Origin of the sequence: Stenotrophomonas sp. TWI1183 (assembly GCF_039673115.1) — a bacterium.
Taxonomy (GTDB): Bacteria; Pseudomonadota; Gammaproteobacteria; order Xanthomonadales; family Xanthomonadaceae; genus Stenotrophomonas; species Stenotrophomonas maltophilia_AA.
The window spans coordinates 80,699-95,742 of record NZ_JBDJKZ010000013.1 but is presented as its reverse complement, the minus strand read 5'-3'; the positions used below and the strand labels follow the sequence as shown (position 1 = coordinate 95,742).

Below are 15,044 nucleotides of genomic sequence, written 5' to 3'. Positions count from 1 at the left end.
ATCGGAGTTACAGGGCGTGGACCAAGGGATTATCGCGAGTCTGCTGCAGCACCCATTGGCCTCGGCGCTGGTGATCCTCGACCGTGCCGGTCGTCCGATCGCCGCCAACCCGGCCGCACGCGAGCATGGCCTGCCGGCCACGATTGCTGCATACGGCGAGGTACTGGAAGACCTGCGCCTGCTCGCCGCCGACGGCGGCCTGGTGCCCTGCCAGCTTCCCGGCGGGCCCGGCGGCCGGTTCGATGGCTGGATGCGCGCCGTGCACGATCCGGATGGGCACCTGCTGGCCTTCACCCTGAGCGTGCCCGAGCCGGTCGCCACCTACGCGGGCAGCCGCTGGGAACTGGCGCTGGACCATGCCGGGCATGGCCTGTGGGACTGGGACCTGCCCAGCGACAGCGTGCGCCGCTCTCGACGCTGGGACGGCCAGCCCGTGGAAGACTCCCATGTCCGCGCCGAGGGCGTCAGCGCCCTGCTGGAGAACGTCCACCCGGATGATCAGCCCGCAGTGCGCGTGGCGATGGACGCGCACCTGCGCGGCGAGAGCGACGCCTATACCGCCCAGTTTCGCGCGCGCCACCCGGACGGCGGGTGGCGCTGGGTGCTGGACCGCGGCCGGGTGGTGACCCGCACCGCCGACGGGCAACCGCTGCGCATGGTCGGCACCCATACCGACATCCAGGCCCAGAAGCAGATGGAAGCCCAGCTGCGCGAGCAGCAGGTGCACCTGCGCGAAGCCCAGCGCATCGCGAGCATGGGCAGCTGGTCCTGGGATCCGGAGGCACGCCGGTTCTGGTGGTCGCCCGAGTTCCGGGCGCTGCTGGAGATGGGCGAGGATTCCATGCACGGCCGACGCCACTGGCTGCGGCAGCTGGAGCCGCAATCGCGTGGCCGGCTGCGCGGCGCCTGGCGCCGCATGTGGCGCGATGGCGCGGCGACCACGCTGGAGCTTGAGCTGGTCCGTGGCACCGGCGCGCTGCACCTGCGCGTGTGGATGCAGCCGCTGATCGGCCCGGACGGACGCATCCAGCGCCTGCTGGGCCAGGTCCAGAACATCACCGAACAACACCAGACCGATGCGCTGATCCGCTGGCGCACCGAGCTGCTCAACCGGGTCTCCGCGCTGGGCCGCATCGGCGGCTGCGAGATCGAGGTCGGCACCCGCCACATGCAGTGGACCGAGGAGTGCTACCGCATCCATGGGCTGCGCAAGGAGCCGATCAGCCTGGACCAGGCGCTGGGCCTGTACACCCAGGACTCGCGCGACGCCTTCGAGGCGGCCCTGCTGCGCATCGCCGACGGCGGATTGCCCGAGCAGCTGGACCTGTGCTTCTACCGCCAGTCCGGGCTGCGCATCTGGGTCCAGGTGCTGATCGAACTGGACAGGCGCGACGGCCTGCCGACCCGCTTCGTCGTGTTGTTCCGTGACATCACCCGCGAGCGCGAGGCCAATGAGCGCATCGAACTGCTGGCCCATTACGATCTGCTCACCGGCCTGCCCAACCGGATGCTGCTGCGCGAGCAGACCGCCGACGCCATCGAGGAAGCCCGCGACCGCGGCAGCCCGCTGGCAATGCTGTTCATCGATCTGGACGGCTTCAAGACGATCAACGACACCTTCGGCCACGCCACCGGCGATGCGCTGCTCAAGGCGGCCGCCTCGCGCCTGCACCAGAGCCTGCGCAACAACGATCTGTTCGGCCGCTTCAGTGGCGACGAGTTCATCGTCGTGCTGCGTGACCTGGCAGCACCGGAAGATGCCGGCCACGTAGCACGCAAGCTGATCGCCTCGCTGGCCGAGCCGCTGCACCGCGGCGAGAGCACGCTCAAGGTCGGCGCCAGCGTCGGCATCGCGATGCTCGACGACAGCCGCCAGGATTTCGAATCACTGCTGCGCGCCGCCGATGCGGCGATGTACGCGGCCAAGGAAGCCGGGCGCAATACCTACCAGTATTACAGCCAGGACGCGCTGGCCAAGATCCAGCGCAAGCTGGAGATCGAGCACGCGCTGCTGGGCGCGATCGAACGCGAAGAGTTCACCCTGGCCTACCAACCGCTGCTGCACGCCGAGAACGACCAGCCCCCTGCGATCGAGGCGCTGCTGCGCTGGCATCGTCCCGGCATCGGCTACTGCAGCCCGGCCGAGTTCATTCCGATCGCCGAGAAGTGCGGCGAGATCGTGCGGATCGGCGACTGGGTGCTGGCCGAAGCCTGTCGCCAGGCCGCCGCGTGGGACGCCGCCGGCCTGAAGTTCGACCGCGTGGCGGTCAATGTCTCGGCCGTGCAGCTGCGCGACCGCGGCTTCGCCGAGCGCGTGATCGATATCTGCCACGCCCACGGCTGGCCACCGCAGCGCCTCGAGCTGGAGCTGACCGAATCCGCCCTGATCCGCGACACCGATGTGCTGCGGCATTGCTTCGATGTCCTCGAGCGCCACGGCGTGCCGCTGGCGGTGGACGACTTCGGCACCGGCTTCTCGAACCTGCACTACCTCAACCGCTTCCCTGTCGGCCGCCTGAAGATCGACCGCAGCTTCGTGCAGGGCATGCTGCACGACGCCGGCACCGCCGAAGTCACCCAGGCGATCGTGCACCTGGGCCACGCGCTCGGCATGAAAGTCGTCGCCGAAGGCGTGGAGACCGAGCAGGAAGAGGCGATGCTGCGTCGCCAGGGCTGCGACGAGATCCAGGGCTACCTGTATTCGCGTCCGCTGGCGCCGCGCGATCTGGCGCAGTGGTTGAAGCTCGGTACCCAGGCGCCCTCGCGCGAGAGCTATGTGGCGGTGACGCAAAGCGTGTGAGGATGGCCCGCGTCGCCTCCTGACGGGCCATGCGCCTGGCATGGCACTGCCGGCCAGGCGGAGGCGGAGGCGGCGCCAAGGGTGTCGCTAGCCCCGTTGCAGCGCCCTCGGCCGACCTGCGCGCTTGCTCAGGGCAGCGTCATCGAGCGTGGTACATCCATTGAACCCGGCGAAGCGCTGGAGCTCACTGGCGAGATGCGGCAGGACCTCATTCCGATCCGCGGCCCCTTCCCAGTGTGCGCTGATCACCTCGAACCGCGCTTCTCCGCGGTGGGCCTTGCAGTCGACCCGCGCCACCAGCCTGTCTCCGAACAGCACGGGCAGGCAGAAGTAGCCGAACGCGCGTTTAGGGGCAGCGGTATAGCACTCGATCCGATAGTCGAAGCCGAACAGCGCACTGAGGCGATCACGGTGGATGACCAGGTTGTCGAAGGGCGAGAGAATCGTGACCGCCTTGCGGGAGGCAGGTGCGGATTCCAGCGCAGCATTCTCGACGTAGACGTCCAGACCCTTGAGATCTTTCAACCGTTGGATGCTGCCTGCAGCGATCCGATCATGGACAACGTCGCGCATGGCGGCGCGGAGCGCCTTGCCGCTCCGGAGATGCAGCAGTTGGGACGCGGTGAAGACGCCGTGTGCCCTGAGCGTGGTATCGAAAAGATGGCCGGCGTACTCGTGATCATCGGGGATGCTCAGGTCCAGATCATCCGGCAGGCAGCGCTCTGCAAGGTCGTAACGCTTCTCGGCGCCGCGGCGCTCGCAGACCATCAGATCGCCGCGCATGAAGAGCGTTTCGACGGCACGACGGCCCGGACCGGTGCTCCACCAGCTGCCGCTGCCGGTGTCACCCGTCTCAAGGTCCCGCAGCCTGAGCGCCCCCTCTGAGCGGATCCGCGCAAGGATCTCCTTCATAAGGCGTGGATCGCCGTTGCAGAGGTAGCGGCTTTCCCCCGTGCGTATAGAGGCCATTCGCGGCAGCGCGAAGCGATAGTCGCGCATCGGAAGGTAGGCAGCGGCGTGGAACCAGTACTCGAACAGCTTTTTCTCGCCGATGAGCTGGTTCAGGCATGCCGGGTCGTAGCCAGGGACCCGATTCCACAGCACGTGGTGATGTGCGCGCTCGATGACCGACAGGGTGTCGATCTGGACGTAGCCCAGATGCGAGACGGCTTGAAGCGCGCCGTCGATCCCCGCACTGAAGCGAGAGGAGGACCCCAGTCCCTGGGCGTGCACTGCCAGTTGTCTCAGCCGAACTGTCATGCGCTCTCACCCGATGCAGGGCTGGAGGATATCGGTTTGTCGCACCCTCAACGCGCAGCCGCGTCCAGATCATCACCGCTCAAACCGAGGTCCCACGCCAGGCCAGCGATGGCGGGATCGATGGCGGAGGGCAGGGTGGCAACAGCGTGCGAGGGGTGCCTGGCCAGCTGCGCCAGTTCCTGCCGGGCGAGCTGCTCCAGCCGTTCAATCAGGGCGCGCCCCTGCAGCGGGGTGACCGGCGCCGCCAAGGTTGCAGGCAGGGCAACGGGAACGACCCCGTCACTGCTCTGCACCACCGGTTCCAGCTCGGCGGGGACAACGGACGCAACGGACAACACGGACGCATTCAACATCGGACCATCATCTGCAGCGAGGGCGGGGAGTGCAAGCGCAACGGCCCCGGGGGTACCGGGGCCGCAGGGTGTGCCGCGTGCGGCACGTTACCGCTGGATCAGAACAGTTCGACCGCGCCGGCGGCCATGCTCTGCTGGGCGACCGCCTTGTGCGGCGGGCGCTCCCATTCGGTGCGCATGTCGCGCAGGCGGGTGCCGGTGCGCTGCAGGGCGGTCACGACCTCTTCGTCGAACACGCCGCCACTGCGGTGCAGCAGTTCCTGCAGGGCCACGGCCTCGCGGTTGATCGCGGTCAGGCGATCCAGGTGGGTATGCACGCCGCCCAGGGCCTGGGTCGCGATGTCCTCGAACTGCAGGGCGCGGACCGCTTCGGCGACGCTGCTGTCGATGGCGCGGCCGCACTCGGAAATCTCGCGCATCCCATCGCCCAGCGAGGCGTTGATCTGGGCCACGTTGTCCAGCATCTGCGCGGCTTCGTGGCGCGCTTCGCGGGAACGATCCATATCGCGGGAGGCCATGTGCGAAACCGTCTCGCGGACCTTGGCGATGGCGTCCTTGGAGCTGTGCGCCAGCTTGCGGATCTGCTCGTTGAAGGTGGTCGAGCGCTCGGACAGGTTGCGGACCTCGTCGGCAACCACCGCGAACCCACGACCGGCTTCACCGGCACGCGCTGCTTCGATGGCGGCGTTCAACGCCAGCAGGTTGGTCTGGTCGGCGATCGACTTGACGTCTTCCAGCAGCGCGAAGATGCCATCCAGGTGCTGCGCCATCTGGTCGATGTGCTGCACGGTGTTGCTGCTCTGGCCGCTGACCTGCTCCAGCGCTTCGACCAGCTGCTCCATGCGCTGGCTGGCATGCTGGGCGAAACGGGCCACGTCCACGCCGGCACCGCCGTCTTCACCGGCACGGTCGACGATGCGGGCCAATGCCTGGCTCTGCTGGCGCGACTTGCGGTTCATGGCATCGAAGCTGCTGCCCAGGCCGCTGACCGCGTGGCGGATCAGGTCGCGGGCACGTTCGACTTCGCCACGCGAGCCGTCGATTTCGTTGCCGACGAACGAGCGCAGCTCGGTCAACAGCTGGTCCTGCTCGCGCAGGATGCGGGCCTGTTCAGGCGAACGCTGGGTCTGGGCGCGGGCCGACCACCAGGCAAAGCCGAGCCAGCTGAGCGTCATCGTGGTCAGGATCGCCCAACGCAGGGCGGCCGGCCACTCGAAGCCAATGGCAAAGGGAAGCAGAAGGGTCAGGACCAGGGGGGCGGCCAGGCGGATGAAGAGGCGTGAGTACATGGACGTTCTCGGGGAGGTGCACGGATGCTGTATCGGCCGTACCCCGGTTTGCTTTAGTCCTGCACCACACATTCGATCAAAAACCGCACGTTCCGGCCCCCATGTAGAGCCACCCCATGGGTGGCTGCACAGGTCAGCGCAGCTGGCGGGCGATCGCTTCCAGCATGGTCTTGCGGGAGAACAGGAAATCCCAGTACTGGCCGCCGGTCTGGCGCCAGAGTACCGCCGAACGGACCGCGGCGAGCAGCAGGGCGCGGATCTCGGCGACCACGCCGGCCTGGCCCAGGTAGTGCGGGTTACCCTGGACCATCACGCGCGGCTTGAGGTTGCTGATGGTGTCGGCGTACAGGCCGCCCAGCGCGGCGAGCACGTCGGGATGGGCGCTGTCGCCCAGCTCGCTGGCCTGCGCCTGGGCACGCTCGATGCCGGTGCTGACCTTGGCCACGAGCGCGTGCTCACGCACGAAGCGGCGCTCCAGCTGCAGGACCGAGAGCGCCAGCCGCGGCACGTGCTCGTCCTGGCCCTGGCTGCTCAGGTAGTTGTGCAGCAGGCGCAGGCCCGGGGCGACATTGCTGGCGCTGCCGTAGATCTCCTGCGGGCTGGCCGCGTCGATGCGGAACACACTGTCCACCGCGGTGCGGACCACGGCGGCTTCGGAGTGGCCGGTCTCGGCGATGCGGCGCACCTGCTGCAGGGCCTGGGCGATGCCGGCCAGAGCAAGAACGCGGTCGTCGACGGAAAAACTCATGCAGCAGATACCTCGAAAGGAGAAGGGGTGGCGCGCAGGCGCTGTTCCAGTGGCGCATCGGTGGCGGCGATGACGGCGCCGCCAAGGCAGACCTCATCGTCATACAACACCAGCGATTGACCAGGGGTGACGGCACGCTGCGGCCGGGCAAAGCGCACCTCCAGGGTGCCATCGTCGCGCACGGTGACCGTGCACGGTTCATCCGGCTGGCGGTAGCGGGTCTGGGCGGTACAGTCGAACCGGCGCGCGGGCGGAGCGCCGGCGATCCAGTGGGCGACTTCGGAATGCAGCCGGGTCGACTGCAGCCAGGGGCTCTCGCGGTCCTGGTCGACATACAGCACGTTGCTGGCGACATCCTTGCCCACCACGTACCACGGCGCGGCCGGCCGGCCACGCACGCCGCCGATGTTCAGGCCCTCGCGCTGGCCGAGCGTGAAGTAGAACACGCCGGGATGTTCGGCGATCAGGGCGCCATCAGGATCGCGGATCTCACCCGTCTTCGCCGGCAGGTAACGGCCGAGGAACTCGCGGAAGTCGCGTTCGCCGATGAAGCAGATCCCGGTCGAGTCCTTTTTGGCGTGGGTCGGCAGCCGCGCGTCGCGGGCGATCCGGCGCAGGTCGTTCTTCTGCAGGTCGCCGATCGGGAACAGCGTGGCGGCCAGCTGTTCCTGGCCCAGCTGGTGCAGGAAGTAGCTCTGGTCCTTGCTGCGGTCGGCGCCGCGCAGCAGCCCCCAGCGCCCGCCGACCTGCGCGATGCGGGCGTAATGCCCGGTCGCGATGCGCTCGGCGCCGAGCTCACGCGCGGCGTCGAGGAAATGCTTGAATTTCACTTCGCGGTTGCAGAGCACGTCCGGGTTGGGCGTGCGCCCGGCCGCGTACTCGGCCAGGAAGTGCTCGAACACGCCCTGCCAGTACTCGCCGGAGAAATCGCGGAAGTGGAACGGGATGCCGAGCAGGCCGCAGACCGCCACGGCGTCGCGGCGGTCATCCTCGGCGCGGCAGTCGCCGCTGCCGTCGTCGGCCCAGTTCTGCATGAACAGGCCGGCCACCGGCTCGCCCTGCTGGACCAGCCGCCAGGCCGCGACCGAGGAGTCCACGCCGCCGGAGACCCCGACCATGATCCGTGGGGTGCTCATGCGACCTCCTTCACCAGCGACAGCGGATGGCGCTGGCCGGCGAGGTAGTCGGCGACCACCTGCCACACCAGCGGGCTGCGCAGGCGGGCCGGATCGGCCTTCAACTCGGCCGGAGTCAGCCAGAGCGCGCGCAGGATCCCGGTGTCGAGGGGACGCGCGGGATCGTGCGAGAGCGCCTCGGCCGCGTAGGCAAAACGCAGGAACGGCGTGCCGTCCGGGGCGGTCCACTGGTAGGTGCCGATGAAGGCGCTCAGGCGCACCGTCCAGCCGGTTTCCTCCAGTGTTTCGCGGACCGCGGCAGCGGCCACGCTTTCGTCCGGCTCCAGGTGCCCGGCCGGCTGGTTCAGCACCTGGCGACCGTCGATCGCCTCCTCGACCAGCAACAGACGCCCGTCACGGACCACCACGGTGGCCACGGTGACATGGGGCGTCCAGCGCGGTTCCTGCACGGCGCTCACCTCAGTACTCGTCCTGCTCGGTCAGCTCGAGCTCCATCGCATCGGCGGTGCGGACAGCGGCATCGATCGCGTCGCTGAGCGCCTCCGGCGTGGCGTTGGCGTCGACCTTGACCACGAACATCGCCAGCTGGTCCTGCTTCACCCAGGCGCCCATCTTGGCATCCTGGGAATCCTCGAGCAGGCGGTTGGCCACCGCGGCGGGGAACTGCTTGCCCGGCGCGTTGTAGGCCGGCGACCAGATCTCACGGATCGTGTGCTTGCCGAACTCCTCGACGGTGGAGCGCACGAAGGCCAGCTGGCTGCGGCCATCGTCCATGTCGAAGACCATCTTGTAGTCACCGTCCTCGTCCACCTCGTAGGTGTAGTCGAGCTTGTCCAGTGCACGCCCGACGGCCTTGTCCGGCTCGGCCGCATGGGCGCCGGTGGCAGTCACGGCCAGCAGCAGTGCGGCAGCAATCCTTTTCATGAAATCCCTGTGAACGTCTGGTTGGAGAGTGCAGATTGTGAAGGGCCGCAGGGGGCGACGTCCAATCCGGCGGAGCGGGGCCCTATAATGGGGGGATGCCCCGCGAGACTTCCCACGAAACTCATCACGACCACGGCGTGCTGCTTGAGCCTGCACGTCCCGAGGTCGCGCCGCCGCCGCTGTACCAGGTGATGCTGTTGAACGACGACTACACCCCGATGGATTTCGTGGTGACCGTCCTGCAGCACTTCTTCTCCATGGACCTGGACAAGGCCACCCAGGTGATGCTCCACGTGCATACCCGCGGCCGCGGCGTGTGCGGGGTGTTCACCCGCGAGGTCGCCGAATCCAAGGTTGCCCAGGTCAACGAATTCTCGCGCATGAACCAGCATCCGCTGCTGTGCACGATGGAAAAGGCCAGCGGCTGAGGCCGGAAGCCCTCCGCTACAGCCGCTCGAGCGCCATCCGCGCCACGGCCAGATCGACCTGCGCCGGATCGCCGTCGCCCAGGAACCACACTGCCGACAGGCCTGCGCTGGCCGCGATCCAGCGCAGCAGCCGTGTCCGGTCCAGCCCGCCGAGCGTACTGACCTGGTGGACCCGGCGTTCAAACAGGTCCTCCCGCACAGCCACGTGGATGCCGGGCCCGCACAGGTCCGGATTGGTGAACAGCGTGGTGTAGTCGAAGGCGCGGTCGCCCTGCAGGCGCTTGGGGTCGATCGCCAGCCAGCCACGTGCGCCGAATGCCAGCACATTGTCGTGGTGCAGGTCGCCATGCAGCGGGCGCTGCTCGCGCTGATCGGCCAGCAGCCCCTCCGCCAGCGATCTGCACTGTTCCAGCAATGGCGACAGCGTCACCGTCGGCACCAGCAGCTCCCTGAACCATTCGTGCAGCGGCACCAGGCCGTCCGGTGGGTCCGCGCGGGGCCGATGCAGCTTTTCCAGCACCGCGCACAGCACGGCCGTCGCCTCCGTGTCGCGCCCCTCGATGGACATCGCGCGCAGGGAGTCGCCCGGTACCGCGCGCTCCATCAGCAGGGCGTCGCCCTCATGGCCCAGCGCCCGCACGGCGCCGTCGCCGTCCCACCAGTCCAGCAGCAGGTGGCCGTTGGGTTCTTCGGCATGCGTGCTCATCTTCAACATCGCCGGGGTGCCGTCGGGCAGGCGTACTGGCCAGAGTCGGCCCCGCGGGGTCTCGATGACATCGCCGTCACGGTGAAGCTGCCATTTCGTGGCCGGAAGTTCGTGCATGATGGATGCTCGTCCAATAGAGGGCGCGATCGGCGGAGTGCTAACGCCGTATGAACGCACTGATCCGCTAGGGTGATGGAAATCGTGATGGTTGGCCGCATATTGTTCCCAACAGCCGCCGGAGTTAATCATGTTCAGTAAAGACCTCGAACACACCATCGGACAGTGCTACAAGCGCGCCCGTGAGGCCCGGCATGAATTCATGACGGTGGAACACCTGCTGCTGGCCCTGCTCGACAACCCGTCCGCCCAGGCTGTCCTGAAGGCCTGCGGTGCGGATGCCGAGCGCCTGCGCCAGGAACTGGAACAGGCCATCGAGGCCTCGGTCTCCCGCCTGGCCGAAGATGACGGGCGTGATACCCAGCCGACCCTGGGCTTCCAGCGTGTGCTGCAGCGCGCCGTGTACCACGTGCAGTCCTCGGGCAAGAAGGAGGTCACCGGCGCCAATGTGCTGGTGGCGATCTTCGGCGAGAAGGACTCGCATGCGGTGTATTACCTCAACCAGCAGGATGTGACCCGGCTGGATATCGTCAACTACCTCTCCCATGGCATCGCCAAGCTGGGCGAGGAGGGCGAAGTGCCGCCTGCCGCCGATGGCGAGGGCCGCGCCGAGGGCGCCGAAGGCGAGGGCAAGGGCGATGCGCTGGCCGAGTTCGCCAGCAACCTCAACGACCAGGCCCGCAACGGCAAGATCGACCCGCTGGTCGGCCGCGCCGATGAGATCGAGCGCACCATCCAGGTCCTGTGCCGCCGCCGCAAGAACAACCCGCTGTACGTGGGCGAGGCCGGCGTGGGCAAGACCGCGATCGCCGAAGGCCTGGCCAAGCGCATCGTGGAAGGCTCGGTACCGGACGTGCTCGCCGATGCGGTGATCTACTCGCTGGACCTGGGCGCCCTGGTGGCCGGGACCAAGTACCGCGGCGATTTCGAAAAGCGCCTGAAGGGCGTGTTGACCGCGATGAAGAAGCTGCCGAACGCGGTGCTGTTCATCGATGAGATCCACACCATCATCGGCGCCGGCTCGGCCTCGGGCGGCACCATGGATGCCTCCAACCTGATCAAGCCGGCCCTGGCCTCCGGCGAGCTGCGCTGCATCGGCTCGACCACCTTCCAGGAATACCGCGGCATCTTCGAGAAGGATCGGGCCCTGGCCCGGCGTTTCCAGAAGATCGACATCGTGGAACCCACCGTGGGCGAGACCTACGAAATCCTGCAGGGTCTCAAGCCCAAGTACGAAGCGCACCACGGCGTGACCTACGCCGATGACGCGCTGCAGGCCGCGGTGGATCTGTCGGTCAAGCACATCAACGACCGCCTGCTGCCGGACAAGGCGATCGATGTGATCGATGAAGCCGGTGCCCGCCAGCGCCTGCTGCCGGACGGTGAGCGCAAGGAACTGATCGACATCGAGGAGATCGAGACCATCGTCGCCAAGATGGCGCGGATTCCGGCCAAGCAGGTCAGCGCGACCGACAAGGACGTGCTCCAGCACCTGGAGCGCAACCTGAAGATGGTGATCTTCGGCCAGGATCCAGCCATCGAGACCTTGTCCTCGGCGATCAAGCTGGCCCGCTCGGGGCTGGCCAATCCGGAAAAGCCGATCGGCAACTTCCTGTTCTCCGGCCCGACCGGCGTCGGCAAGACCGAGGTCACCAAGCAGCTCGCGCTGCAGTTGGGCATCGAGCTGGTCCGCTTCGACATGAGCGAGTACATGGAATCGCATTCGATCAGCCGCCTGATCGGTGCGCCTCCGGGCTATGTCGGCTTCGACCAGGGTGGCCTGCTGACCGAGAAGATCGTCAAGACCCCGCACTGCGTGCTGCTGCTGGACGAGGTGGAGAAAGCCCACCCGGACATCTTCAACATCCTGCTGCAGGTCATGGACCGCGGTGTGCTGACCGACACCAACGGCCGTGAGGCGAACTTCAAGAACGTGGTCCTGGTGATGACGACCAATGCCGGCGCGGCGCAGGCCTCGCGGCGGTCGATCGGCTTCACCCGCCAAGACCATGCCACCGACGCGATGGAAGTGATCCGCAAGAGCTTCACGCCGGAGTTCCGCAACCGTCTGGATGCGATCGTGCAGTTCCAGGCGCTGGGCTTCGAGCACATCCTGCGCGTGGTGGACAAGTTCCTGATCGAGCTGGAAATGCTGCTGCAGGAAAAGCACGTCAGCCTGTCGGCCACGCCGACCGCGCGCGACTGGCTGGCCCACCATGGCTTCGACCCGCTGATGGGAGCCCGCCCGATGGCCCGCGTGATCCAGGACAAGATCAAGCGTCCGCTGGCCGACGAGCTGCTGTTCGGCAAGCTGGTCAACGGCGGTCGGGTCAGCATCGATGTACGCGACGACCAGCTGTTCGTCGAGACCGAGGCCGAGCCGGAGCGCCTGTTGCCGGCCACCGTGTAATCGCGCGGCCGAACCTGTCGAGGTGAAGGAAGAGCCCCCGCAAGGGGGCTTTTCTGTGCGCGGACCGGTGCCTGCTCAGCGGCGGGCGCGGGCCTTGCGATTGAACTGTTCTGCAGTGAGGGGCTCGACCGCGGCCACGTCACAGCTCTGGCTGTTGGTCTGCAGCTTGCTCACGCCGCCACCGCACAGCTGGCCGTCCTGGCCCGGGGTGGCGAAGTCGAGCTTGGGCGACATGGCGGCGCTGCTGCAGGAGCGGGCAAAACGGACGAGATAGTGCTGGTCGCCATTGCGCAGCAGTACATCGCGGTCGGCACGGTTGCGCACTACCTGCTTGTCCGGGGACAGGGTGATGCAGTCGGCGGGCGCGGCCGGTTCGGCGGCCTGGACGGACGCGGCGGCGGCAAGGCAGGTGGCGAGCAGGAACAGGGAGGTCGGGCGCTTCATGGCGGGGGCCATCGGGTCGGGATCCGGATTGGATCGAGAGCCAGAGTGGACCGTTGCGTGCCAGGGCGAATCTGCATCAAGGCATCCTGACCGACGTCAGGGTGCACTGGGTCAGGGTGCCGCATGGCAGGGTGGGGCCTGCCGCACTGAATGACGCCCACGCGAAAAGGCCAGCACCTGGCTGGCCTTCTGGCGGGAACAACCCCCGGACCGCTTACTTCATGCGGTAGGTGATGCGACCCTTGGTCAGGTCGTACGGGGTCATTTCGACCTTGACGCGGTCGCCCGTCAGGATGCGGATGTAGTTCTTGCGCATGCGGCCGGAGATGTGGGCGATGATTTCATGCCCATTTTCCAGTCGTACGCGGAAAGTGGTGTTCGGCAGCGTCTCGCTGACGGTGCCCTCGAACTCGATGGAGTCGTCTTTCGACATGTAGTCCTGTGCAGTTCTGTAACCGGCCGAGCTGGCCTGAAGAGCGGGCATTTTACGCGCGTCGGGCGTTTGATGCAAAGTTTTGGTTAAGGCGCGCCAGGATCGGCCAGGGCGGCGGCGGCCAGCGTACCGAACAGATCGCTCCAATCGCCTGCGGCAGCTGGCTGTTGGACCTGTTCACGCACCAACGCGAGGAAGCGTTGCCGCGGCCAGTGTTCGGCGCCCATGCGCAGCAGGTGGTCGTTTTCCACCTGCGCATCGATCAGTGGCCAGCCCCAGCCGGCCAGCCGATGGGCCAGGCCGGCCAAGGCAACCTTGGAGCCGCCGGATGCCGCACTGAACATGCTTTCCCCGAAGAACATCCGCCCGATCGCTACCCCGTAGATGCCGCCGACCAGCCGCGCGTCGTCGAACACCTCCACCGAGTGCGCGAAGCCGAGCCGGTGCAGGTGGACATAGGCATCGCGCATGTCCCGGGTGATCCAGGTGCCGTCCTGGCCCGGGCGCGGGCTGGCCGCGCAGGCATCGATCACCTGCTCGAAACAGGTATCGGCCCGCAGCGTCCACGTGCTCTGCCGCAACGAACGGCGGAAGCGGCTGGACAGGTGCACGGCGTCGGTGCGGAACACCATGCGCGGGTCCGGCGACCACCACAGCAGCGGCTGGCCCTCGGAGAACCACGGGAAGATGCCGCCCGCATACGCATTGAGCAGCCGCACCGGGGAAAGGTCTCCGCCGAGCGCGAGCAGGCCGTCGGGATCGCGCAGGGCGGTCTCCGCGGGCGGGAACGGAGCGTCGGATGCATCGTCCAGGCGCCAGGGCAAGCGGCGGCTCATGCCGGGTCGACCTTGTCGGCCTTGAACGGGCTGTGCGCCGCCAGCACCCGCGCATAGTGGGCGACCTCGACGCGCTCCTGTGCGCACCACGCCACCAAGGCCTCGGCAAAGGCGGGCTCGGCGATCCAGTGGCGGCTGCGTACGGTGTGCGGCAGGAACCCGCGGGCCAGCTTGTGCTCGCCCTGAGCGCCGGGCTCGAAGCGGGCCAGGCCTTCGCGCAGGCAGTAGGCGATCCCTTGGTAATAGCAGGTCTCGAAGTGCAGCCCGGGCAACGTGGCGCCGCCCCAGTAGCGGCCGTACAACGTATCCGCGCCGCGCAGGCACAGCGCACCGGCCACCGGCTCCCCGTCGAGCAGGGCCAGGAAGATCACCAGCGCGCGCGGCATCGTGCGGGCAAGATGCTGCAGGAACGGCAGCGTGAGGGCGGGCGAGTTGCCGTACTCGGCGAAGGTCTGCAGGTAGAAGCCGTGCATGGCGCGCAGGTCGGCTTCGGTGGCCTCATCCCCCTGCACGATGCGATACGTGACGCCGCTGCGCGCGAGCTTGGCGCGCTCCTGGCGGATATTCTTGCGGTGCTTGTGGTCCATCGCGCCGAGGAAGTCGTCGAAGGTCTGCCAGCCACCGGGGTTGTGCCACTGGAACTGGATGTCCTCGCGCAACAGCCAGTCCGGGCTGAAGGCCGGGTCTTCGTCGGCAGGATGGAAATTGACGTGGGCGGAGGACCAGCCCAGGCGCGCCACTTCGCCTGCCAGCAGTGTCAGCAGGGCGCCGCGGTCCTCGGTCGTGCGCGCAAGCACGCGGGGTCCGGTCACCGGGGAATACGGCACCGCGCCCAGCCACTTGGGGAAGTAGTCCAGCCCGTGCTGGGCATAGGCGTGGGCCCAGGCGTGATCGAACACGAACTCGCCGTGCGAGTTGTCCTTGAGGTAGCCGGGGATCGCCGCCACCAGGGCGTCGCCCTCCCACAGGGTGAAGTGGCGTGGCCGCCAGCCCCACTCCGGGCGCAGGCAGCCGTGTTCTTCAAGGCCGGCGAGGAAGGCGTGCGACAGGAACGGGTTGCGTCCGTCGTGCAGGGCGTCCCAGGCAGCGGCGGGGACATCGGACAGACGGTGCAGGAAACGTGGATCGGGCATGGACAGAGGATAGAGCAGCGGGGGCGG

General features: G+C 67.7%; 15 protein-coding genes. 3 read left to right on the top strand and 12 right to left on the bottom strand.

Going from position 1 to position 15,044, the window contains the following annotated elements:
* Window positions 1-16 precede the first annotated feature (16 nt).
* Window positions 17-2,800, top strand: a complete 2,784-nt coding sequence (locus ABE434_RS13080; RefSeq protein ID WP_346479148.1) for an EAL domain-containing protein — start codon at window positions 17-19, stop codon at window positions 2,798-2,800.
* Window positions 2,801-2,887: 87 nt separating this feature from the next.
* Here the strand turns inward: ABE434_RS13080 and ABE434_RS13075 are convergent, their stop codons facing one another.
* The 7 genes from ABE434_RS13075 to ABE434_RS13045 all read right to left on the bottom strand — a co-directional run bounded on the left by ABE434_RS13075 (window position 2,888) and on the right by ABE434_RS13045 (window position 8,510).
* A complete protein-coding gene (locus ABE434_RS13075; RefSeq protein ID WP_346479147.1) occupies window positions 2,888-4,060 on the bottom strand; it encodes a crosslink repair DNA glycosylase YcaQ family protein in 1,173 nt (390 codons plus the stop codon).
* A gap of 47 nt (window positions 4,061-4,107) precedes the next feature.
* Window positions 4,108-4,413: a hypothetical protein gene (locus ABE434_RS13070; RefSeq protein WP_346479146.1), complete on the bottom strand. Its 306-nt coding sequence runs from the start codon at window positions 4,411-4,413 to the stop codon at window positions 4,108-4,110.
* 98 nt (window positions 4,414-4,511) lie between these two features.
* On the bottom strand, window positions 4,512-5,702 hold the full coding sequence (locus ABE434_RS13065) for a methyl-accepting chemotaxis protein (RefSeq protein ID WP_319209347.1): 1,191 nt from the start codon (window positions 5,700-5,702) through the stop codon (window positions 4,512-4,514).
* A 133-nt stretch (window positions 5,703-5,835) separates the two neighbouring features.
* Window positions 5,836-6,450, bottom strand: coding sequence for a high frequency lysogenization protein HflD (gene hflD, locus ABE434_RS13060; protein WP_179458968.1), 615 nt, complete (start codon window positions 6,448-6,450; stop codon window positions 5,836-5,838).
* Window positions 6,447-7,586: a tRNA 2-thiouridine(34) synthase MnmA gene (gene mnmA, locus ABE434_RS13055; RefSeq protein WP_346479145.1), complete on the bottom strand. Its 1,140-nt coding sequence runs from the start codon at window positions 7,584-7,586 to the stop codon at window positions 6,447-6,449. The genes hflD and mnmA overlap by 4 nt, the downstream gene beginning before the upstream one ends.
* A complete protein-coding gene (locus tag ABE434_RS13050; RefSeq protein WP_346479144.1) occupies window positions 7,583-8,044 on the bottom strand; it encodes an NUDIX hydrolase in 462 nt (153 codons plus the stop codon). The genes mnmA and ABE434_RS13050 overlap by 4 nt, the downstream gene beginning before the upstream one ends.
* Before the next feature lies 1 nt (window position 8,045).
* Complete coding sequence (locus tag ABE434_RS13045) at window positions 8,046-8,510, bottom strand: hypothetical protein (protein ID WP_179458965.1); 465 nt, start codon at window positions 8,508-8,510, stop codon at window positions 8,046-8,048.
* A gap of 95 nt (window positions 8,511-8,605) precedes the next feature.
* On the opposite strand from ABE434_RS13045, the gene clpS reads away from it, so the two are divergent.
* Entirely contained in the window at window positions 8,606-8,938 is a 333-nt protein-coding gene (clpS, locus tag ABE434_RS13040) for an ATP-dependent Clp protease adapter ClpS (RefSeq protein ID WP_176988996.1), read from the top strand.
* A gap of 16 nt (window positions 8,939-8,954) precedes the next feature.
* Here the strand turns inward: clpS and ABE434_RS13035 are convergent, their stop codons facing one another.
* Window positions 8,955-9,761, bottom strand: coding sequence for an APH(6)-I family aminoglycoside O-phosphotransferase (locus ABE434_RS13035; RefSeq protein ID WP_346479143.1), 807 nt, complete (start codon window positions 9,759-9,761; stop codon window positions 8,955-8,957).
* Window positions 9,762-9,891: 130 nt separating this feature from the next.
* Between ABE434_RS13035 and clpA the strand changes: the two genes are divergently transcribed.
* Entirely contained in the window at window positions 9,892-12,171 is a 2,280-nt protein-coding gene (clpA, locus tag ABE434_RS13030) for an ATP-dependent Clp protease ATP-binding subunit ClpA (protein WP_346479142.1), read from the top strand.
* A 75-nt stretch (window positions 12,172-12,246) separates the two neighbouring features.
* Here the strand turns inward: clpA and ABE434_RS13025 are convergent, their stop codons facing one another.
* The 4 genes from ABE434_RS13025 to ABE434_RS13010 form a co-directional block, all read right to left on the bottom strand.
* The gene (locus tag ABE434_RS13025; RefSeq protein WP_346479141.1) at window positions 12,247-12,627 is read right to left on the bottom strand and encodes a hypothetical protein; all 381 of its coding nucleotides are present in this window, start codon (window positions 12,625-12,627) and stop codon (window positions 12,247-12,249) included.
* 202 nt (window positions 12,628-12,829) lie between these two features.
* On the bottom strand, window positions 12,830-13,048 hold the full coding sequence (infA, locus tag ABE434_RS13020; RefSeq protein ID WP_005409596.1) for a translation initiation factor IF-1: 219 nt from the start codon (window positions 13,046-13,048) through the stop codon (window positions 12,830-12,832).
* A gap of 86 nt (window positions 13,049-13,134) precedes the next feature.
* Window positions 13,135-13,884, bottom strand: a complete 750-nt coding sequence (gene aat, locus ABE434_RS13015; RefSeq protein WP_346479140.1) for a leucyl/phenylalanyl-tRNA--protein transferase — start codon at window positions 13,882-13,884, stop codon at window positions 13,135-13,137.
* Window positions 13,881-15,017, bottom strand: a complete 1,137-nt coding sequence (locus ABE434_RS13010; protein ID WP_346479139.1) for a GNAT family N-acetyltransferase — start codon at window positions 15,015-15,017, stop codon at window positions 13,881-13,883. The genes aat and ABE434_RS13010 overlap by 4 nt, the downstream gene beginning before the upstream one ends.
* Window positions 15,018-15,044: the final 27 nt, after the last annotated feature.